This is a genomic window from Telluria antibiotica, assembly GCF_011682055.1.
In the GTDB taxonomy this organism is placed as follows: Bacteria; Pseudomonadota; Gammaproteobacteria; order Burkholderiales; family Burkholderiaceae_D; genus Telluria; species Telluria antibiotica.
In genome coordinates, this window is the sequence record NZ_JAAQOM010000031.1 from 1 (window position 1) to 22,170 (window position 22,170).

General features: G+C 66.7%; 13 protein-coding genes. 8 read left to right on the top strand and 5 right to left on the bottom strand.

What is annotated here, in order from left to right; translation table 11 throughout:
• Positions 1 to 388 precede the first annotated feature (388 nt).
• Positions 389 to 7,444, bottom strand: a complete 7,056-nt coding sequence (locus HAV22_RS30210) for an autotransporter-associated beta strand repeat-containing protein (protein ID WP_166865378.1) — start codon at positions 7,442 to 7,444, stop codon at positions 389 to 391.
• Positions 7,445 to 7,499: 55 nt separating this feature from the next.
• Positions 7,500 to 9,161, bottom strand: a complete 1,662-nt coding sequence (locus HAV22_RS30215; protein WP_166865380.1) for a ShlB/FhaC/HecB family hemolysin secretion/activation protein — start codon at positions 9,159 to 9,161, stop codon at positions 7,500 to 7,502.
• 402 nt (positions 9,162 to 9,563) lie between these two features.
• On the opposite strand from HAV22_RS30215, the gene HAV22_RS30220 reads away from it, so the two are divergent.
• The 4 genes from HAV22_RS30220 (at position 9,564) to HAV22_RS30235 (ending at position 13,965) form a co-directional block, all read left to right on the top strand.
• Positions 9,564 to 11,042 carry a DUF2868 domain-containing protein gene (locus tag HAV22_RS30220; protein WP_166865383.1) on the top strand — a complete coding sequence of 493 codons (1,479 nt, stop codon included), beginning with the start codon at positions 9,564 to 9,566 and terminating at the stop codon, positions 11,040 to 11,042.
• A complete protein-coding gene (locus HAV22_RS30225) occupies positions 11,039 to 12,523 on the top strand; it encodes a GTPase domain-containing protein (RefSeq protein ID WP_166865386.1) in 1,485 nt (494 codons plus the stop codon). Before HAV22_RS30220 ends, HAV22_RS30225 begins: the two co-directional genes overlap by 4 nt.
• A gap of 115 nt (positions 12,524 to 12,638) precedes the next feature.
• Positions 12,639 to 13,112, top strand: coding sequence for a cytochrome c-550 PedF (gene pedF, locus HAV22_RS30230; protein WP_166865388.1), 474 nt, complete (start codon positions 12,639 to 12,641; stop codon positions 13,110 to 13,112).
• Positions 13,113 to 13,119: 7 nt separating this feature from the next.
• Complete coding sequence (locus HAV22_RS30235; protein ID WP_166865392.1) at positions 13,120 to 13,965, top strand: substrate-binding periplasmic protein; 846 nt, start codon at positions 13,120 to 13,122, stop codon at positions 13,963 to 13,965.
• Between the two features lie 12 nt (positions 13,966 to 13,977).
• Here the strand turns inward: HAV22_RS30235 and HAV22_RS30240 are convergent, their stop codons facing one another.
• From HAV22_RS30240 to HAV22_RS30250, 3 genes are all read right to left on the bottom strand, one after another.
• On the bottom strand, positions 13,978 to 14,163 hold the full coding sequence (locus HAV22_RS30240) for a 4-oxalocrotonate tautomerase (RefSeq protein ID WP_166865396.1): 186 nt from the start codon (positions 14,161 to 14,163) through the stop codon (positions 13,978 to 13,980).
• An 8-nt stretch (positions 14,164 to 14,171) separates the two neighbouring features.
• Entirely contained in the window at positions 14,172 to 14,912 is a 741-nt protein-coding gene (locus HAV22_RS30245; RefSeq protein WP_166865399.1) for a class II aldolase/adducin family protein, read from the bottom strand.
• Positions 14,913 to 15,006: 94 nt separating this feature from the next.
• Positions 15,007 to 17,121 carry a TonB-dependent receptor family protein gene (locus HAV22_RS30250; protein WP_166865419.1) on the bottom strand — a complete coding sequence of 705 codons (2,115 nt, stop codon included), beginning with the start codon at positions 17,119 to 17,121 and terminating at the stop codon, positions 15,007 to 15,009.
• Between the two features lie 144 nt (positions 17,122 to 17,265).
• Between HAV22_RS30250 and HAV22_RS30255 the strand changes: the two genes are divergently transcribed.
• From HAV22_RS30255 to HAV22_RS30270, 4 genes are all read left to right on the top strand, one after another.
• A complete protein-coding gene (locus tag HAV22_RS30255) occupies positions 17,266 to 18,207 on the top strand; it encodes a beta-propeller fold lactonase family protein (RefSeq protein ID WP_166865402.1) in 942 nt (313 codons plus the stop codon).
• A gap of 168 nt (positions 18,208 to 18,375) precedes the next feature.
• Positions 18,376 to 19,896: an aldehyde dehydrogenase gene (adh, locus tag HAV22_RS30260; protein WP_166865405.1), complete on the top strand. Its 1,521-nt coding sequence runs from the start codon at positions 18,376 to 18,378 to the stop codon at positions 19,894 to 19,896.
• 14 nt (positions 19,897 to 19,910) lie between these two features.
• Positions 19,911 to 20,291, top strand: coding sequence for a DUF779 domain-containing protein (locus HAV22_RS30265; protein ID WP_166865408.1), 381 nt, complete (start codon positions 19,911 to 19,913; stop codon positions 20,289 to 20,291).
• Between the two features lie 70 nt (positions 20,292 to 20,361).
• On the top strand, positions 20,362 to 22,110 hold the full coding sequence (locus tag HAV22_RS30270; RefSeq protein WP_166865411.1) for a PQQ-dependent methanol/ethanol family dehydrogenase: 1,749 nt from the start codon (positions 20,362 to 20,364) through the stop codon (positions 22,108 to 22,110).
• Positions 22,111 to 22,170 lie beyond the last annotated feature (60 nt).

Genomic DNA, 22,170 nt, shown 5'->3' on the forward strand with positions numbered 1-22,170 from the left:
ATCCCGAACAGGACCGTGAAACGACTTTGCGCCGATGATAGTGCTGCAACCAGTGTGAAAGTAGGTTATCGTCAGGCTAGTTATAAGCGAAACCCCGTCAGGTGACCCTGACGGGGTTTTTCGTTTTTGGGAAAACGAAGCCCGCTCGCTCGGATTGCCACCGGCAATCCTCGGTCTGAGCGTTTTTTTGCTTTCAGCGCCTTGAACGCGCCAGCGGCGGAATGAACTCTACGGTCACGACTCGTGTATCGCACCGGTTCGATATTGTCGAGCAAAGTTAAGAACCGTCCCGGCCGGACAGCGCGGATGCGCCAGTGGTTCCGGTCGGGACGATCGATTGTTCGACATTGTCCTGCGAAAGTTTTTCCGCAGGACATACGACGCCTGATCAGGGTTGTAGCACGAGGCCTTGCGGCAACTTCAATCCGCTGGCAATAATCCTGTACACGCCGTCGCCATCGGCGCCGCAGCGATTCGGATACATGCTCTGGTTGCAGCGAACGTACTCGGCGGCGGATTGTCCTTCACCGTTATCATGGTTCAGTGTTGAGATGGCATGAATAACGCCGAGCTGGCCGATATCTATGCCCGAACGAACGACACCCGCCGTGTGATCCACCAGGATGACTGCATAGTTCGCACCGCCGTTGCCGTCATCGATTTGCACGACGGGCGTGAGTGTGGTTTTCCCGTCGACGTTCGACGTCACGGACGATTGCGCGAGCCGTGCGAAGCCGTCTCCCGCGGCGAGCGATCCCGTGACGGACGGCGTACCCGCTGCGTTGCCAGGCCCGACAGGTGCACCCGCCACCGGCACGGCGGTTACCGTGATTGACCGAGGCAGGATGGAGCCGTTGGTCCCGCTGAGACTGCCCGAAGCAAGGTAGTAATTTCCCGCGTCGGCGCCGGCCAGCGTGAGAGAACTGACAGCGTAGCCAAGGTTCGTTCCCGCATTTCTGCTGCTGAACGTGCCACTGCCGTTCACATTCACGGTATCGCCTGCCAACACGCCCGCAAGGCCCAATGTCATGCCTGTCATCGCCGTCGTGCCATCGTAGACTTTGGTCACGCCGGTGGCCAGCGGCGTGAGCCGTGCCCGACCGACGGTCTGATTGCCGACATAGTGCGCGGCAACGAAATTGTCGCCGGTGATGTTGACGTCTACGCCAGTCAGCGCATAGTTGCCCGCCGCCAGCTTGCCCGCATCGCTCTTGATGGCTCCCTGCGGCGAGACCGTAAAAGCCACGCTGCCGCCCACGTTGTCCGAATACGTGTAGGTGTTGCCGTTTTGTGCGGTTCGTGTCAGCGTACGGAGGGTTGCGCCATCCGCGTCCAGATATTGTGCACTGGTCACCACATAGGCCGCCGCCGTACCGTAGTCATTCTGGAGGTTCTGGATGCGAATCAGGAGTTGTTGCGCTGGAAGGATGCGGAAATCGCCGTTGGCGTAAGTGATCGTGTAGTTCGCGGACGTATAGCCGCTGGGGACGAGTACGCCGGCGTAACGGCCAGCCGCATCTGTGCCGACATTGCTTCGGGTGATGCTCAGTGCGCCGCCCAGGTTCGCGGCAGAATCGCCGTTCATGAAGCCGGTGAAACTCACGCCGTTGTAGCCCGGGATATCGGCCTGCGTGACGAGCTTCGCATCGTTGTTTGCTTGAACGAGCAATCCTGCCGGTGCGATGATTCCGCGCACGGAAGCCGGCGTCGTGATCGTGTAATCGCTCGCCAGCCCGGCAACTTCGTTGCCTGCGCCGACCCCGCTTCCGTTGCCGCTGGCGCGGCTTCGGAAACCGGTGAAGGTGGCCATGCCGTTGGCGACGATGTTACGTGTGCCGGCGTTCGGATTATCGAAAGCAACCAGCAGGCCGCTCGCCCCGCCCGCGCTATCGCCGCCGACGAATCCCGACAACGGGCCGAGCGTGGACGCGGTGCTCGTCAGGCCGTCATAGGTCTTGCCCACAGCATTGATGGTGGTGGTGACCCGCTTGGGGATGATGGTGCCGTTGCCGCTGCCTGTCACGGTCGCATTCGAATAGCCCGACACCGACCAGGAAGCGCCCCCGGCCGAGTAGGCGATGCTCGCCGGCATGGTGAACGATGCGGTGATGGATCTGTTGCCGGCATGCGCATTGTCGAACACGGCGTTGAGCGGCGTGAGATCGCGATACGCGGGCCTGTCGCCGTCGCTCGATGGCGTTACCACGGCGGCACTGCCGTCGAGTACACCCATCGCGTCGATGAGTCCGTCATAGGTCTTGGTGGCCGCCAATCCCGTGACGCTCAAGGTGCCAGGCGCTTGCCGGTAAAAGTAGTTGCGGGTGCCAGTGATGGCGCCGTTCGTATCGGCGGCGTTCGCGTTATAGGTTTTATAGCGCGTGGAGCCCGCCGCGCCGCTGATCTTCGCTTCAAACGCGGCGGTGGCGGCATCGCCGGAGAAGATGGTCACCGTGCCGGTGGCCCCGGTGCCGATGCTGCTCGTGAGGGTGACGTCGCCGCCTGCGGCCGCGCCCGACGGCTGGCCCTGGCCCGCTTGCAGTAGGATGCGGCTGTTTGGCCCGGTCAGCGCGATGGTGCGGTTGACGTCCAGGTCGCCGGCGGCAAGTACGCTGACGTCACCCGTGCCGGTAATGCCACCGGCCGCGAGCGTCGCCAGGCTCGTCGAGCCGGACCGGTTGAACAAGAGGTTGGCGTTATCGACCACCGCACCCGCGCCCAGCGTGCCGCTCGTGCCGCCGTTGCCGACCTGCAGCGTGCCCGCGCTCACCGTCGTCGTACCGGCATAGGTGTTGTTACCGGTGAAAATCAAGGTGCCGGTATCGCTCTTCGCGAGCGCGCCCGGGCCCGCGATGACGCCGCCGTAGCCGAGCGTCGCGCCGGCATCGACGTCGACCGTTCCGCCGGAGGCGCCGAGCGTAACACCGCGATTGGCGTCGAGCGTGAAGCTTGCCGTCGTCTCCAGCGTGCCGCCGTTGATCACCAACTGTCCCACGGTGGCGCTGGCCGGCGCCGTCCCGAGATTGTTGTCGGCGCCGATGCGCAGCACGCCGGCGTTGATCGTCGTCGTGCCTGCATAGGTGTTGGCTGCAGCCAGCGTCGTCGTGCCCGTGCCGGCCTGGACCAGGTCGCCCGTGCCGCCGATCGTGTTCGCGACAGTCAGCGCATCCGACCGGTTGAACGAAAGCGTGCCATTGTCCGTGACGGCGCCCGTGCCCAGCGTGCCGCTCGTGCCGCCGTTGCCGACCTGGAGCGTGCCGGCGTTCACGGTCGTCGTGCCGCCATACGTGTTGTTGCCGGTGAGGACCGTCGTGCCCGTGCCGGCCTGCACCAGGTTGCCCGTGCCGTTGATCGTGTTCGCGACGGTCGAGGCATCGGACCGGTCGAACGACAGCGTGCCGTCGTTCGTGACGGCACCCGAGCCCAGTGTGCCGCTCGTGCCGCCGTTGCCGACTTGTAGCGTGCCGGCGTTCACGGTCGTCCTGCCGCCATACGTGTTGTTGCCGGTGAGGACCGTCGTGCCCGTGCCGGCCTGGACCAGGTCGCCCGCGCCGCCGACCGTGTTCGAGACAGTCAGCGCATCCGACCGGTTGAACGATAGCGTGCCATTGTCCGTGACGGCGCCCGTGCCCAGCGTGCCGCTCGTGCCGCCGTTGCCGACTTGCAGCGTGCCCGCGCTCACGGTCGTCGTGCCGGCATACGTGTTGTTGCCGGTGAGGACCGTCGTGCCCGTGCCTGCCTGGACCAGGTTGCCCGTGCCGCCGATCGTGTTTGCGACGGTCGAGGCATCCGACCGATTGAACGACAGCGTGCCATTGTCCGTGACGGCGCCCGCGCCCAGCGTGCCGCTCGTGCCTCCATTGCCGACCTGGAGCGTGCCGGCGTTCACGGTCGTCGTGCCGGCATACGTGTTGTTGCCGGTGAGGATGAGGGTGCCGGCATCGGTCTTCGCGAGCGCGCCCGGGCCGGCGACGATGCTGCCGTAGGTGAGCGTCGTGCCGGCATCGACGTCGACCGTTCCTCCGGACGCGCCGAGCGTAGTACCGCGATTGGCGTCGAGCGTGAAGCTCGCCGTCGTCTCCAGCGTGCCGCCGTTGAGCACCAACTGTCCCGCGGTGGCGCTGGCCGGCGCCGTCCCGAGATTGTTGTCGGCGCCGATGCGCAGCACGCCGGCGTTGATCGTCGTCGTGCCGGCATAGGTGTTGGCAGCGGCCAGGGTCGTCGTGCCCGTACCGGCCTGGACGAGGTTGCCCGTGCCGCCGATCGTGTTCGAGACAGTCAGCGCATCCGACCGGTCGAACGACAGCGTACCGTTGTTCGTGATGGGGCCCGTGCCGAGCGTGCCGCTCGTGCCGCCGTTGCCGACCTGCAGCGTGCCCGCGCTCACGGTCGTCGTGCCGCCATATGTGTTGTTGGCCGTCAGTGTCAGCGTATTGGCGACATTTTTGACCAGGCTGCCCGCCCCGCCGATCGCATTGGCAATTGTCGTGTCGGCCGTCTGGTTGAGCGTGAGCGTGCCCGTGTTGGTGATGCCGTTCGTATTGCCGAACGCAAGCGTGTTGCTGTTCAGTGTGCTCGAGCCGGTCACGGTGTAGGTACCGCCGGCGAGGGTGAGGGCAGCGCTGGTGTCGATCGTCGCATTGTTCAGCGAGACGTCGCCGCCCGCTTGCAAGGCGATGCTGCCCAGGCTCGCGCCGGTGCCCGACGACAGTGTGCCGTTGACGGCGACGCTGCCGCCGCCCGCCGGCGCGCGGATCGTGACCGGGTCGGTGAAGCTGGCGGTGCGCACGTCGACGGCACCGCTGCCGTCGGCGCGGCCGATCGTGATCGACGAGAAGCCGTCCTGCAGCAGCCCGAGCGCGCCGGACGGCAGGCTGAAGGTGCCGCTGGCGCCGGTGCCCACGCCGATCGACGTGGTGGGCGTCAGCGGCTGCAGCAGCAACGGACCGGTGCCGGACACCTGGCCGCTTGCCAGGTTGACCGTGTCGCCCGTGAGCGTGACGGCGCCGGCCTGGCTCGCGCCGCCGATGGTGCCGCCCGACTCCAGGCTGATGGCCGCGCCGGCCGCCGGATTGGCGCTGCTGCCTTGCAGCGTGAGCGCGCCGCTGGCCGTGCGCACGGTGCCGCCCGACACGACCACGCCGCGGTTGTTGCTGGCGCCCGTCGCCGTGGTGGTACCGTCGAGGCTGATGTTGCCGCTACCGGTCGAGGCGATCATGCCGCTGCTCGTCACTTCGATGCCGTTGCTGCCGGTACCGGTGCCGGTGGCGCTGCCGGCAACGGTCATCGTGCCGTTGAAAACTTTCAGTGCACTGTTGGCCAGCAGGATGCCATCGCTGGCATTGCCGCCCGCCGCGCCCTGCGCGTTGAGGATCACGTTGCCGTTGCCCGTGGCCTGGATCGTCGCGTTCGTGAGCGACATGCCGGTGTTGCCGGTGCCCGTGCCGCGCGCAAGGCCTTGCATGCTCACGGTACCGTCGACCGTGGTGATGGAGGGAGCGCCAGTCACCATGACGACGCCGTAGCCGTTGTTCACGGCCCCGGTCGCACTCATCCCGTCGATGGTGATCGAGCCGGAGCCGCTTGTCTGGATCCTGCTGTTGGCGAAGGCCACACCTAGCGGATTGGCGCCGGTGCCTACGCCGCGTATCGTGATGTTCCCGCCGCCCGCGTCGAGTGTCGCAAAACCCATGCCGAACGTGTGTGCCGCAGTCGAATCCAGTGCGGCCGCGTAACCGGGATCGGTAAGCGCCGGCAAAGGCGTGAGCGCGCCCGTGCCGCCGCGCATGACGACATCGCCCCCCGAGGTCAGGATCCGGGCGCCGGCCGCGACGCCGATGAGCCCGTTATTGCCGCCATTGAACGTGACGTTCAGCTTGTCCCCGCCCGGCACGCTGTCCTGGATGATGCCTGAGTACTTGAGCTGTGTCCCGGTCGTCGGCGTCAGGGCCAGCGTCAGCGACCGGGTGCCGATGCCGTCGTAGTCGAGAGTGGTGGAGATATTCCAGGTGATGGCATCGGCCGTGAGCACGACGTCGTTGGCCATGAGCAGCGTCTTGATCTGCCCGGGGTTGAACGTCGAGGTGCCATTGCCGACGGGGCTGTTTTGCACGGTGATGGACGTCGGGTCCAGCAACAGCGTGCCGCCGCCCGTATCCACGTTCCCGGAAAAAGCGAGATCGCCCTTGCCCGATACTTCGGCAAAGCCTTTGCCGGCCGCATGGACGGCGCCCGCAAATCGGGTCGTGCCATCCGACCAGACGATCACGCGGCCGCCTTGCGCGGCACCGTCGGCGCGGATCGCTGCGCCCTGTTCCACGGTCGTATCGTGCGCATTCAGGATGGCGGCATTCTTGCCCTGGTAATCGCCGCCGACCAGCACCGTGCCGCCCGCGTCCCGTCCGGAGGCGTCGATGCGGGCCGTGCCGGCCACCGTGACCTGGTCGCCCAGCACGTGGACTTCGCCGCCGCGGCCGGTGGGCGCCGTGGCGTCGAGCACGCCGCCGGCCTTGACCGTGCCACCGGCACCGGCATCGAGGAAGATGCGGCCGACTTCCTGGCGCACGCCCTGCGCCTGGATCAGGCCATCCGTGTTGATCAGGCTGGTGAGCACGCTGTCTGCACGGCCCGCCACCAGGTCCACGCGCCCGCCATCGGCCAGGACCTGCCCGTGATTGATGATCGCCGCGCCGGCTGTGGAAGCGTCGACTTGAGCGCTGAGCAAGCCGTCGAGCAAGGTGACCGTGACCTGGTCGCCCGCTGCGAGCGTCGTCCTGCCGCCGGGCGTGGCGATCGTGCCGTTATTGGTGACCTGGGGGCCGATGAGCGCCACGCTGCCCGCGTCGATCCGTCCTTCGTTCACGACGGCACCCGCGCCGGTGCCGTTGGTGAAGCGGTAGCGGCCGGCCGCGAAATCGGCGTCGCTGATATTGAGCGTGGAGGCGGCCAGTCCACCCACGCTGACCTGGGAACCGGGCGCGAACAGGATGCCGTTCGGATTCACGAGGAACACTTGGCCATTCGCCTGCAGTTTGCCGAAGATCGAGGAGGCTTCGTTGCCGACGATCCGGTTCAGCGCGACCGACGAACTGTTCGGCTGGTGGAACACGACGGTGTTACCGGCGCCGATATCGAAGCTTTGCCAGTTCGTGGACATCGACTGGCTGGCCTGGTTGACGGTCAGGGTCGTGCCGTTCTGGTTGATCGTTCCTTGCCCCGCGGTGATGACGCCACCCGTGGGCAAGGGCGAAGCCCAGGCGGCGCAGCTGTAGAACGCGGCGCCTGCCAGGAGCAATGCATGCCCGGCAGCGGACATGTTTGACTCTGCCTCGAAAGCGCGTTCCGTCGCCGTGCCCGAACCCTTGCCATTGGCCCTGCTGGACTCTGCCACGGGCACGAGCATGCCCAGGCGCTTGCTGAAAATCGTGCGGTATCTATTACGATTCAATCTGATACTCCAGTAGTCGTTTTACTTGTTGACGCCATGTTTGTCGGGGGCGTGGTCAGAACGCGGTGCTCAGCGAGACGTTGAGCTGGTAAGGCCGGTCCGGCGCCGCGGTCATTTTCCTGTCGCCCCGGAATGCGAGCGTGCCGGTGAACAGCACACGATCGGTCACGCGGACATTGAGGCCGGTACCGAAACCGGACAGGGTCACGTGATTGGCTCCGCCGGTCCAGGGCGTGGCGTCGAGCGCGCCGTGGGCGTAGTCGTAGAACACGATCCCTTCCAGCGCATGACCCCACAGCGCCGGTAATGGCTGACGCCACTCGACGCTGGCGAACGCCGCCTTGTCCGCCAGCGTGTCGCCGCTGGGGTAGGCCCGTACGGAGTAAGGCCCGCCCAGCGCAAATTTTTCATAGGAATCGAGGTTGTCGCCCGTTTGCTGGGCGGACACGCGCAAGGACAGGCTCGGGTGTCCGAACCACAGTTGCAGGGCGTAGTTGAGCATCCACTTGTCGTAATTGCCGGCGGACCGGGCCGTCGACGCGTCGGCCGCCAGCGCGTCGTCGCTTTCGAGCTCGAGCTTGCCGCGCGTGTAGAGCACCGACAGCGTCGTCAAGGCCGGCGAACCGAACACGACGTCGCGCCAATCACCGCTGAAGCCCAGTTCGACACGATCCTTGAGGCGTCGCTCGGCATGAGTCTGCAAGGCATCGACCGCATCGTGGAAGCGGCGCACCCCATAGCTGGCGTCCGCGCGCAAATTCCCCGACAAGCTCCGGACGAGTGGATAGGAGAGTGCCACGTCGCCGCTCCTGACCGTACCGTTCGCCTGCAATGGCGCGTAATGGCCGCCCAACTCGTATTGCACGTAAGAACCGCGCAGGTCGATACGCATGCCGCTGTAGCCGACCGGGACGCCATAATCCACCATGCCGTATTGCATGTCGCCGTGACGCGCCGTCGCCACGCCCTGGACATTGAGCTGATCGCCGAACCCTCCGGGACTGTTCAGCTGCAGCGTGCCGATCGCGCGCGTCATGCCCGAGTAATAGCCGCCCAGGTTGTCCAGCTGGACGCTGCCGGTGGCGAGCGGGTCGGCATCGACCTTGACGTCGAGCCGCGATGTGCCGATGCGGCGCCCCGGCGCCAACTGCGCCACGCCATGCGCGCCGGCAGTGTCATTCAGCAAAAGGAGACCGCGCTCCAGCGCCTGGCGCTGGATCAGGGCGCCGCTGCAGTCGTCCGTCTGGCAAATCGCCTCTGTCAGGATGCGCCGTACCCGCTGCTCGCCCATGCGGGCATTGCTGTCGATGCCGATTTGATCGTAGCGGCCTTCGAGGACGGCAATGGTGATGATCCCTTGCTCGATTTCCTGTCGAGGCAGATAGGCCAGCGTCAGGAGATAACCTTGGCTGCGGTAATACGCCGCTACCCGATCGGTAGTCTTCCGCAATTCATCCAATGATAAATTTCCCGTGCGATCGGCAATAAGCGCGAGCAGCGTACTTTCTTCGAATACGGTATTGCCGGTGATGCGATAACCTTTGACTCGCACGTGCGCATCGTTCGGCACCGAATCCAGTGCCGGGGTTTCCGGTATATCGATCTTCGTACCGCGGGGCGAATTGATCGGCGGGAGAGGGGTGCTGCGTTCGATATTCCTGAGAACGTCGCCGCCCGTAGGCGGAAGGTTTTGTGCAAAAGCACCTGTGATCGTCATGCCGAATATTCCCATTGCGGCGGCGCGCCGGCGCAGTGGAGAAAATCGTTTGGCTTCTGCTCGAAATGAGTTTTCTTTTATCGCTATTATCACTTTGTAAATTACCTGTTCAGGATTGTTAATGCCGCCTGTTAAATGTATATATTATTTCCATAATGCAATTGATGTTATACGCAAACATTGTGCGGTGCAACCAGTGCCGCATGACGTTGGCATTCGTGTAGTCACCCAAGTGGGATTCGTGCGATATCAGTCGCAGTGAATTGGACGATTCATTCCATTCAGCTGGGGAGCGGTTCTCGATTGCCGGATAACCGTCCCGTCAGCCGGTGCGAGCGGCGTTCTTGATTTTTCGGGCACAATGCCCCTGCAAGCTTGTTAAATCAACCAGACAGGGAATCCATGAACGAGCGGACCGCACGCGACGTCGTGCTGATGCGCGCCATCGAAACGGCCGACACCAGGCGCGAGATCCTTTCCGAAGACGATCGCGTGTACGCGAGCCGCAGCGCGCGCGAACTCGCGCATTGGCAGGCAGCCGAGGGCAAGAGCGAGCCGCGGCTCGATCACTTCCTCGGCCAGCGCGCGGAACTGATCCTCAAGCGCCTGGCCGAGCGCACGCCGGCGTTTGCCGCGTTCCGCCAGCGGCGCAGCGTGCTGCCGTTGCTGGCCGTGCTGCTGCCCATCGCCGGCTTCCTGGCCGGGGCAGGGCTGGACCGCATCGGCAATCCGCACCGCGTCGATCTGCTGTCGGCCCCGCTGTTGTTGATCGTCGCGTGGAACCTGCTCGTGTACGTCGCGCTGATCGTGTGGGCGCTCGTGCCGGCCAAGCGCACGGGCTGGGCGAGCCCGCAACTGCTGCGGCGGCTCTCGGTGGGCAAGGCGGCGCTGCCGCGCAAGCTGCCGGCGCCGCTCGCCGCCGGCATCGCGCAGTACTTCACCGAGTGGTCGCAGCTGACGGCCAAGCTCACGCACCTGCGCCTCGCGCGCACGATCCACTTCGCGGCCGCCACGTTCGCGCTCGGCGCCATCGCGTCGTTGTACGCACGCGGCGTGCTGACGCAGTACGCGGCCGGGTGGGAAAGTACCTTCCTCGGCGCGGACCAGGTGCACGCGCTGCTGTCGTTCCTGTTCGCCCCCGCGCTCGCGGTGTTCCCGCTGCAGGGCTTTTCGCTGGCCGACGTCCGGGCCCTTCACTTCGTGCAGGAGTCGTCGCCGGCGGGCGGCGCGCGCTGGGTCCACCTGTATGCCGCGACGTTGTTGCTGCTCGTCGTGCTGCCGCGCCTCGTGCTGGCCATCGTGTCCGCGCTACGCGCGCGACGCCTCGCGCGACGTTTTCCGCTCGACCTCGGCCTGCCGTACTATCGCCTGCTGGCCGATCGGGTCGGCGCGTCCGGCCCCGCCGTGCTGCGCGTGATCCCGTACAGCTTCACGGTCGACGAGGCGCGCCATAAAGGCCTCGCGGCCGTCGCGGCGATGGTGCTCGGCGAACAGGCGCAGTTGATGTTGCGACCGTCGTGCTCCTACGGCGACGAGCCGAAGGACGCGCTGCGCGATGCCCGGCTGGACGATGCGGACGTCGCCATCACGGCCGTCCTGTTCAACCTCGCCGCCACGCCGGAGCGCGAGAATCACGGCACGTTCCTCGACTACCTGGCGCGCAACACGCCGCGCGGCATCGCCGTGCTGCTGGACGAATCGGGGCTCGTGGAACGGAGCGCAGGCCAGACCGGCTTCGATACTCGCCTGGTGGAGCGCGTCGCGCTGTGGCACCAGTTCTGCCAGTACCACCACACTCAGGCGACCGTCGTCGATCTGCTGCATCCGGAGCGGCATCCGCTCGATCTCGGCAGCGGCCTTACCGTGTCGGGGACGGCATGAGCGAAGCGCCCGTCGACATCCAGTTCGCGCTCGTCTCGCACACGAACAACGGCAAGACGACCTTGGCGCGCACGCTCGTCGGCATGGACGTGGGCGAGGTACGCGACGCGGCCCACGTGACCGTGTTCGCCGAAGCCCATACGCTGCAGGCGAGCAGCGCGGGCGACCGCCTGCTGTTGTGGGACACGCCCGGCTTCGGCGATTCCGTCCGCCTGCTCAAGCGCCTGGCCATGACCGGCAATCCGATCGGCTGGTTCCTGCGCGAGGTGTTCGACCGCTACCGCGACCGCCCGTTCTGGCTCAGCCAGCAGGCGCTGCGCGCGGCAAAGGATGCGGCCGACGTCGTCCTGTACCTCGTGAATTCGGCCGAAGATCCGCGCGACGCGGGCTATCTGCCGGCCGAGATGCGCATCCTCGAATGGCTCGGCAAGCCGGTCGTCGTGCTGCTCAACCAGTTGGGGCCACCGCGGCCGGACGACCAGGAGAGGGCGGAACAGGCACGCTGGAAGACGCATCTCGACCAGTACGCCATCGTGCGTGACGTGCTCGCGCTGGACGCGTTCGCGCGCTGCTGGGTGCACGAAGATGTGTTCTACGAGCGCGTCGGCAAGTGCATCGATGCGTCCAAGCGCGACGGCTATGCGCGCCTGCTCGCGGCCTGGCAGGCGAACAACGCGCAGCGCTTCCGCGGATCGGTGGAGCTCTCCGCGCAGATGCTGGCCGGCGCCGCGCGCGACAGCGAGGCGGTCGGGCAGGAGGGCAAGGCGAACCTGCTCAAGTCGGCGCTGAAGGCGGTCGGTCTCGGCAAGGACGAGCAGAAGCGCCAGGATGCGGCGATGGCGGGCCTCGTCGAACGATTGGAGCGCCGGATCGGCGACACGACCGTCGGCCTGCTGCGCCTGCACCGCCTCGATCCGGGCGACGCGGGCCGCATCAATGCCCGCGTGCGCGAGAACTTCGCCGTGCGCGCACCGATCGACAAGGCGCAGGCGGGATTGCTGGGCGCCGTCGTCTCCGGCGCCGCGACGGGCCTGTCGGCCGACCTGATGGCCGGCGGCCTCACGCTGGGCGGCGGCGCGCTGCTCGGCGCGATCGTCGGCGCGCTGACGATGGCGGGTGCCGCCTGGGGCTTCAATACGACGACGGACCGCGACCGGCCCGTCGTGGAGTTCGCCGATCCGTTCCTGCGCACGCTGCTCGTCGGCAGCGTGCTGCGCTACCTGGCCGTCGCCCACTTCGGACGCGGGCGCGGCAACTTCGTCGAGGGCGAGGCGCCGCCGTTCTGGCAGGCAGAGGTCGAACGCAGCGTCGCGCGGCACGAGGCGGAACTGGCGCCGCTGTGGAAGGCAGTCCGCGCCGCCCCCGATGCCGCCGGCGCCGGCGCGCCCGTGCAGGCGCTGCTCGGCCGCGTGATCGTCGAGACGCTCGAGCACCTGTACCCGGAGACGGCGGCGCGCGCATTGGCACGTGCGGCCATGTGACACCTGTTGCAAATTGGGACAGCGGCGGCGCGCCAAGGCCGTCGCCACGGGCGCGCAGCGCATGGCACGCCGATTGCTCATGTAGGGTTAAACCGATAAACCTACAGGAGACATCATGAAACATGCTATCCGCACCGCCGCCGTCGCACTGGCGCTCGGCTCCGCCGCACTCACGTCGATCTGGGCCAGCGCGCACGGCAACGTCGTCCCGCAAGCCGTCGACACGACGGGCCTGCCCGTGCTGGGCGACAAATGGCGCGACGAGAATCCCTACCGCGCCAACAAGCTCGCGCTGAAGATCGGATCGTCGGCATACAACCAGAACTGCGCGCGCTGCCACGGCCTGGAAGCGGAATCCGGCGGCATCGCGCCGGACCTGCGCCTGCTCGACCGCGACTGCACGGGCATCAAGAACGACACCAAGAAGCAGGCCTGCTACAAGGAGACCGACAAGTACTTCCTGACCAGCATCCGCCACGGCAAGGTGCGCAACGGCGCCGTCTACATGCCGCCGTTCGAGGGCGTGTTCAACCAGGAAGCGATGTGGGCCATCAAGACCTACCTCGAATCGCGCCGCGCCGCGGACTGAGGCCGCCATGTCGACTCCGACTTCGCCGTCGCGCCGGCGCGTGCTCGCCGCCGGCCTGCTGCTGGGCGCAGGCGCCATCGCGCCGCGCGCCGTCCTCGCCGCCGACGCGCCCGCGCTGCGCGAAGCGGGCATCCTCAAGGTGGCCGTCTACAACGACCTCGCGCCGTTCTCCGACCACGGCCTGGGCATCGACGCCGATCTCGGCACCGCGCTGGCCGGCAAGCTGGGTCTGAAGCCCGCGCTGTTGCCGTTCAATGCGGGCGACGATCTCGGCGACGACCTGCGCAACATGGTGTGGAAGGGGCACTACCTCGGCTACGGACCGGCCGACGTGATGCTGCACGTGCCCGTCGACCGCATGCTGATGAATGCGAATCCGCAAGTCGAGATCTTCGCGCCGTACTACGTGGAGACGGTGCGGCTCGTGCGCAGCGCGCAGGCGATTCCGCGGTTCGATGGTGTCGATGCGCTGGCGGGCAAGCGCATCGGCGTCGAGAAAGTCTCGATCTCCGGCATGGTGATGCTGGGCGAGGGCGGTGGACGCTTCCGCGAACAGGTGCACATCTACCCGACCGCCATCGAAGCACTCGAGCAACTGAAGGCAGGCGGCCTCGATGCGGTGCTGGCCACGCGTGCGCAGATCGAAGCCGTCATAAAGGGCGACCCCGCGTTCCCGCTGCAGGAGGTGCCGTTCGATCGCCTGCCGCGCGGCGGGTGGGCCGTCGGCATGGCCGTGAAGAAGGATAATCTCGGCCTTGCACGCAAGCTGCAGGCCGCGCTGAACGACATGGCGGCCAGCGGCGAGTTGACGACGATCTTCGCGAAGTACGGCGTGCAGGCCGTCAGGCCTTGACGGGACGGACGCTCACTCGTCCGACCACAGCTTGCCGCCCGTCGCCCAGTGCTCGCGCTTGATTTCGTGGATCAGGATGTCCACGGATTCGGGAGGGCACTCGAGCGTTTTGACGGTGGCTTCCGTGACGGCTTGGACGAACGCGCGCTTTTGTTCCGGCGTGCGGCCTTCGAACAGTTGGACGTTTATGGTCGGCATGGGGTTCCTCAAGTGCGGTAGGTCGGACTGACCGCGTCCAGGCGGCGCAGCAAGGATGGCCATTCGAGCACGCCCTCCGGCGAACCGTCGCCCAGCAGCTGGTCGTGCGTCTTGGCGCAGATGACGTCCGGCGGCTGCCGCAGCGGCACGCCGGCCGCCTGCGCGCGCAATTGCACGTCGCACGCGCGGTCCAGCGTTTCCATCAGTACGAACGCTTCCGCGATCGTCCGCCCCACGGTCAGGCTGCCGTGGTTCCGCATCAGCATGGCTGGCCGCGCGCCCAGGTCATGCACGAGGCGGGCCTGCTCGTCCGGCGTCATCGCGATGCCTTCGTAGTCGTGATACGCGAGCGCGCCGTAGAAGCGCAGCGCGTATGGCGACAGCGGCAGCAGGCCGTTTTCCTGCATGCCGACGGCGATGCCGGCCGGGTGATGCAGGTGCATGACGCAGGCCGCGTCCGGGCGTGCCTTGTGCACGGCCGCGTGCAGGCGGAAGCCGGGCTGGTTCACCGGCGCGGGCACTGCCCCGACGACGTTGCCGGCGCCGTCGACCTTGACGAGGTTTGACGCCGTCACTTCATCGAAGCGCAAGCCGAACGCGTTGATCAGGTAGTGATCCGGCTCGCGCGGTACGGCCGCGGAGATGTGGGTGTAGATGCCGTCATCCCAGCCGTACAGCGCGCACAAGCGGTAGCACGCGGCCAGGTCGACACGGGTTTGCCATTCGCTGGCGATCGTGGGTGTGTCCATCACGCCAGCGTACCAGGCGTCGGGTCAACGTGTCATATGCCCAGCCGCATGAACGTTATGCGCCCCGCGTATCCGGGCAGGGCGCATTCCCGTGTCAGAACTGGTAGTGCACGCTGGCGCCCAGCACCCAGTTGCGTCCCGGCGCCGGCTCGTAATAACGCTTGTTGCCGTCGCCGACGATGACGGAACCGACGTACGTGCGGTCGAAGACGTTGTTCACGCGCGCGTACTCGCGCAGGCGCCACATGCCCAGCGCCTGGTTGGCTTGCACGCGTGCGTTGACGATCGCATAGCCGGGTGCGGGCACCGCGGCGTTGGCATCGTCCGGATAGACGTTACCGCTGGCGACCGTCTCCAGCGCCGCCTGCAGCCTGCCGTCCGACGCCTTCCACGCCAGTTCGCCGAACAGGTTAGTGCGCGGCACGCCCGGCAGGCGATTGCCTTGTGCGACGCCGGTGAACGCCTCGTCGTAGATCGCGCGCAGCGCCGTGGCCGCCACGCGCGCGGAGAAGCCGGCGCGCAGGTCGGCGTCGAGCGACAGTTCCAGGCCTTGGCGCAACGTGGCGCTCGCGTTGCGGTAGCTCGTGCGGCCGCCGCTGGCGCTGTCGACGACGAGTTCGTCGTGCGTGCGCACCTGGAACAGGGCCGCGTTGACGCGCACGTCCTGGCCGATCAACGCCTTCGCCCCCGTCTCCAGCTGCGTGCTCGTGGCCGCGCCGAGGTGGTAGTTGAAACCGCCGCCCGTCCCGGAGTAAAACACTTCGTTGAGCGTGGGCGTCTCGAAGCCGCGCGCCGCGCTGGCATAGACGTTGAGCGCGGGCGTGACCTTGTACAGGGCGCCCAGCAGCGGTGTCGTGTGGCGGTAGTCCACACCGCCGCCGTCGTTGCCATTCGAGAGATAGTGGTCGGCGACGTCGAAGCTCACGCGGCTGTGACGCAGGCCGCCCGTGAACACCCACGGACCGCGCTCCCATTCCAGCTGCAGGTACGGATCGACGTTGCGCACGTGGTCGTCCTCGTCGCGGCGCAGGCGACCTTTCACGCCGAACGTCGTTCCCACATAGTTCTCGTAACCCTTGCGCGCATCGTTCGACTTGCCTGCTTCCAGGCCCACCGTCGTGCGGAGCGTACCGTCGGCCAGCGGGCGCACCATCAGCCAGTTCGCATCGAAGCCGTAGAAATCGCGGTCGAAGTCGACCACGCCGCCGGAATGGCTGGCCGGCGCCTGGAACGCTTTCGAGAAGGCCTGGTACTGGACCACGCGGCGGTTGCCGCCGTAGACCGTCAGGTGCAGGCGGTCGGTGCCGAATTTCTCGTCCCACGCGAGGCCGATCTGCTGGTGGTGGATGCTCTTGCGCGTGTCGTAGCGGTCGGCCAGCGTGCGCTTAGGCGTCTGCGTGTCCGTCGCGTCGATCTCGCCCGCGCGCGGGTCGCGCTGGAACGTGGCCCACGTGACGCCCAGCGGGTCTTGCGTGTCGTCCTGGCGCAGGCCGCCGGCCGTCACCGTCAGCTTGCCGGAGGGGGACGTATCGAAGGTGAGCTTCGCATACGCCTGGTCGCGCGTGGCGGCGCTGTGGGCGCGGTAGCCGTCCGTCTCGAAGCGCGAGCCGTCCAGCAGCCAGCCGAAGCTGCCCTGCTTGCCGCCCGCGTTGACGTCCGTCTTGCGCATGCCGTCGCTGCCACCCGCGACATTCGTTTCGACGAACGGCGCGCCTCGCGGATCGCGCGTGAACAGCTGGATCACGCCGCCCGCGTGGTTGCCGTACAGCGTGGAGAATGGCCCGCGCAAGACTTCGATGCGCTCGGCCATGTCCAGGTCGAACGTGGCGGCCTGGCCCTGGCCGTCGGGCATGGTGGCGGGCACGCCGTCCGCGACGAGGCGCACGCCGCGCACGCCGAACGCGGAGCGGGCGCCGAACCCGCGCGAGGAAATCTGCAGGTCCTGCGCATAGTTCTGGCGGTTCTGCACTGTGAGGCCCGGCACGGCGGCCAGCGCCTCGGATGCGTTCACGCGCGGCTGGGCGGCGCCGATGCGGTCCGCGTCGACGACGTCGATGGCGGCCGGCAGATCGAAGCTCGTGTGCTCGGCGCGAGTGGCGCTGACGACCACCACGTTCAGCGGCGCGTCGGGCGCATTGGGTGCGGCCGCAGTGGCGGCCAAGGGCGTAACGGCGAACAGTGCCGCGACGGCGTTCAAGCGAAATCTCATCATGTCTCCCTGTTGGATGGTCCGCCCTGTCGTCCGGACGCCGACCATCGGCGCATGCAATATACCTGCCAGGCCGGGATTCTGCCGTCTGCGTGGCACGGCGCTTGCACGCCCAGGCGCATCACCCACCCCGAAAGGTCCATCATGTTTCGCATCCACTTCTCCTTTCTGTTGCTGGCGTGTGCCTGCAGCGCCGCCCAGGCAGCGCCGTTCGCCTACGTCCCCAACGAAAAATCCGCCAGCGTCACCGTGATCGACACGGCCACCGGCGCGGCCGTGCGCCAGATCGCTGCGGGCCAGCGTCCGCGCGGCATCGCGGCCGATCCGGCGGGCACGCGGCTGTACGTGACGGACGCCTCCGCCAATGCGCTGCTCGTGCTGGATGCGGCCAGCGGCGCGCTGCTCGCCACGATCCCCCTCGGCAGCTCGCCCGAGGGCGTGAACGCATCGCGCGACGGCCGCTGGATCGCTGTCGCGGTGGAGGACACCAATAGCGTGGCGCTCGTCGACGCGGCCGCGCGCAAGCTCGCCGCCGACATCCCCGTTGCGGGCAAGAACCCCGAGCACGCCGTGTTCAGCCCGGACGGGCGCTGGCTGCTCGTCTCGGCCGAGAACGCGGAGCAGGTCGACGTGATCGACGTGGCCGCGCGACGCCAGGTGGGCTCGATCGCCGTCGGCCTGCGCCCGCGCGGCATTGGCTTCTCGCCCGACGGCACAAGGGCTTATGTCGCGTGCGAAGTGGCGGGCGCCGTGTACGTGCTGGACCTCGACCAGCGGCACAGCATCGCGACGATCCCCGCGGGGAAGAACCCGGCCGGCATCGCCGTCGCGCCGGATGGGAAGACCGTGTACGTGTCGAACGGCGCGGACGGCAGCGTGATGCGCATCGATGCAGCGCGCAACGCCGTGGATGCCGTCATCGCCGTCGGCAAGCGGCCGTGGAATATGGCGGTCACAAAGGACGGTACCCGGCTGTACGTGGCGAACGGCCGCTCGGACAGCGTGTCCGTGATTGACACGGCCGCGGGCGCGAAGACGGCCGACATCGCGGTGGGCAAGCTGCCGTGGGGTGTGGTGATCCGCTGAGTTGTTCAAGTTTGGGACACCTGTACCAGAAACGGCCGGCCGAGGGCCGTCTGGCGCGCGAAACGAGGCAGAAACGGGCTGGCACGGCGTTTGCGAAAGAAGGGGAGTACCGATCGAACAACCAGCGCCGGCAACGGCCTAATCCAACCCACAGAGAAAGAGGACGACATGAATCTCGCGGACATCAGCAAACTCGGCGTCGCCAACCCGTTCCGCCAACGCTACGACAACTACATCGGCGGGCGTTTCGTCGCGCCGGTCAAGGGCGAGTACTTCGCCAACGTCACCCCGATCAGCGGCCAGCCGTTCTGCGAAGTCGCGCGCTCGACGGCGGAAGACGTGGAGCTGGCGCTGGACGCCGCGCATGCGGCCAAGGATGCATGGGCCAAGACGTCGCCGGCCGAACGCGCCAACATCCTCAACCGCATCGCCGACCGCATGGAGCAGAACTTGCGCCTGATCGCGACCGCCGAGACCATCGACAACGGCAAGCCGATCCGCGAAACGATGGCGGCCGACATCCCGCTGGCGATCGACCACTTCCGCTACTTCGCCAGCTGCATCCGCACGCAGGAAGGCGCCATCTCCACCATCGACAGCGAAACGTACGCGTACCACTTCCACGAGCCGCTAGGCGTCGTCGGCCAGATCATCCCGTGGAACTTTCCGATCCTGATGGCCGTGTGGAAGCTGGCGCCCGCGCTCGCCGCCGGCAACTGCGTGGTGCTGAAACCGGCCGAGCAGACCCCGGCCTCGATCATGGTGGTGATGGAACTGATCGCCGACCTGCTGCCGGCCGGTGTCGTCAACGTCGTCAACGGCTTCGGCCTGGAAGCGGGCAAGCCGCTCGCATCGAGCAAGCGCATCGCCAAGATCGCCTTTACCGGCGAGACGGGCACGGGCCGCCTGATCATGCAATACGCCGCGCAGAACCTGATTCCCGTCACGCTGGAATTGGGCGGCAAGTCACCCAACATCTTCTTCGCCGACGTGATGGACGCGGACGACGAGTTCTTCGACAAATGCCTGGAAGGCTTCGCGATGTTCGCGCTGAACCAGGGCGAGGTGTGCACGTGCCCGTCGCGTGTGCTGATCCAGGAATCGATCTACGAGAAGTTCATCGAGCGCGCGCTGGCGCGCGTCGCGCAGATCAAGGCCGGCAACCCGCTCGACGACAGCACGATGATCGGCGCGCAGGCATCGAAGGAGCAGCTGGAAAAAATCCTGTCCTACCTCGACATCGGCCGCCAGGAAGGCGCGCAGGTGCTGGCGGGCGGCGAACAGGCGCGCCATGACGGCGACCTGTCCGGCGGCTACTACGTCCGTCCGACCGTGTTCAAGGGCGACAACAGCATGCGCATCTTCCAGGAAGAGATCTTCGGCCCCGTCGTGTCGGTGACGACGTTCAAGGACGAGGCGGACGCGCTGCGCATCGCCAACGACACCTTGTACGGCCTGGGCGCCGGCCTGTGGACCCGCGACGGCAGCCGCGCCTTCCGCGTCGGCCGCGCGATCCAGGCGGGACGCGTGTGGACCAACTGCTACCACCTGTACCCGGCACACGCCGCGTTCGGCGGCTACAAGCAGTCGGGCATCGGCCGCGAGAATCACAAGATGATGCTCGACCACTACCAGCAGACCAAGAACCTGCTGGTGAGCTACAGCCCGAAAGCGCTGGGCTTCTTCTGATCCGCGGCAGCGCCATGACGCCCACCATCGCACGCGTGACCGCGACACCCGCCGCGCTGGCCTTCATCGGCGAGCTGCGGCAGCGTCATGGGCCGCTGATGTTCTTCCAGTCCGGCGGCTGCTGTGACGGCAGCACGCCGATGTGCTACGCCGCGGGGGAATTCGACCTCTCCGATACCGACGTCTACCTCGGCAACCTGGACGGCGCGCCGTTCTACATCGGGCTCGAGCAGTTCGGCTATTGGGAGCACACGCAACTGATCATCGACGTCGTGGAGGGCAACGGCGGCATGTTCTCGCTCGATAACGGCACGGGCCGGCGCTTCCTCACGCGCTCGCGGCTGTTCACGGACGAGGAAAACGGCCAGCTGCGCAGCCAGGCGCCCGGACGTTGAAACGTCAGTAGGGTGGGCTCCCCGAGCCCACGCGTAACGGCGACTTAAAACGACAACAAAGGAGACAAGCATGAAGACGAGATTGACCATCCTGCTCGCAGGACTCGCCCCGCTGGCGTTCATCGCCCAGGCGGCCGACATCACCAATGCGATGCTCGAGAATGCATCGAAGGACACGAAGAACGTGCTGTCCTTCGGCATGGGCTCGCAGGGCCAGCGTTATTCGACGCTCACCCAGATCAACACGAAGACCGTCGGCCAGCTCGTGCCCGCATGGTCGTTCTCGTTCGGCGGCGAAAAGCAGCGCGGCCAGGAATCGCAGCCCATCATCGCCAACGGCAAGATGTTCGTCACGGCGTCGTACTCGCGCATCTTCGCGATCGACCTGAAGACGGGGAATAAACTGTGGAAGTACGAGCACCGCCTGCCGGAGGCGATCATGCCGTGCTGCGACGTCGTCAACCGCGGCGCCGCCGTGTACGGCAACCTCGTCATCTTCGGCACGCTCGACGCGCAACTGGTCGCACTCGACCAGGACACGGGCAAGATCGCGTGGAAGGAAAAGGTCGATGACTACGCGGCCGGCTATTCGATCACGGCCGCGCCGCTGATCGCGAAGGGCGTCCTGATCACGGGCGTCTCCGGTGGCGAATTCGGCATCGTCGGCCGCGTGGAAGGGCGCGATCCGCTGACGGGCGACCTGCTGTGGACACGACCGACTGTCGAAGGCCACATGGGGTACCGCTACGACAAGGACGGCAAGGCCACCGAGGCAGGCATCACGGGCACCGTCAACAAGAGCTGGCCCGGTGAGTTGTGGAAAACGGGCGGCGCATCGACGTGGATGGGTGGCACCTACGATCCCGCGACGGGCCTCGCGTACTTCGGCACGGGTAACCCGGCGCCGTGGAACAGTCACCTGCGGCCGGGCGACAACCTGTATTCGTCGTCGACCATCGCGCTCGATCCGCAGACGGGCCAGATCAAGTGGGCCTACCAGAACACGCCGAACGATTCCTGGGACTTCGACGGCGCCAACGAATTCGTCACGTTCGACATGAACGGCAAGCGCTACGGCGGGAAGGCCGACCGCAACGGCTTCTTCTACGTGATCGACGCCAAGACGGGCCAGCTCCAGAACGCATTCCCGTTCGTGAAGAAGATCACGTGGGCGAGCGGCATCGACCTGAAGACGGGCCGCCCCAACTTCATCGCGGCCAACCGCCCCGGCGATCCGACCAGGGGCGGCGACGGCAAGAAGGGTTCGACCGTGTTCGCCGCACCGGCCTTCCTGGGCGCGAAGAACCAGATGCCGATGGCGTACAGCCCGCAGACCGGCTTGTTCTACGTGCCGGCCAACGAGTGGGGCATGGAGATCTGGAATGAGCCGATCACGTACAAGAAGGGTGGCGCGTATCTCGGCGCCGGCTTCACGATCAAGCCGCTGAACGAGGACTACATCGGCGCGCTGCGCGCGATCGACCCGAAGACGGGCAAGATCGTCTGGGAAGACAAGAACACGGCACCGCTGTGGGGCGGCGTGATGACGACGGCCGGCGGCCTCGTGTTCTACGGCACGCCCGAGGGCTACCTGAAGGCCGTCGATGCGAAGTCGGGCAAGGCGTTGTGGCAGTTCCAGACCGGGTCCGGCGTCGTCGCGCCGCCAGTGACGTGGGAAGACGGTGGCGTGCAATACGTGGCCGTCGTCTCGGGGTGGGGCGGTGCCGTGCCGCTGTGGGGCGGCGAAGTCGCGAAGAAGGTCAACTTCCTCGAGCAGGGTGGTTCCGTGTGGGTCTTCAAGCTCGCGTCGAAGATCTGAGGTCCCGGATTTGATTCGTGGTCAGGGAGGGTTTATGCATCGGCTGCGGCGGCGGCCGGC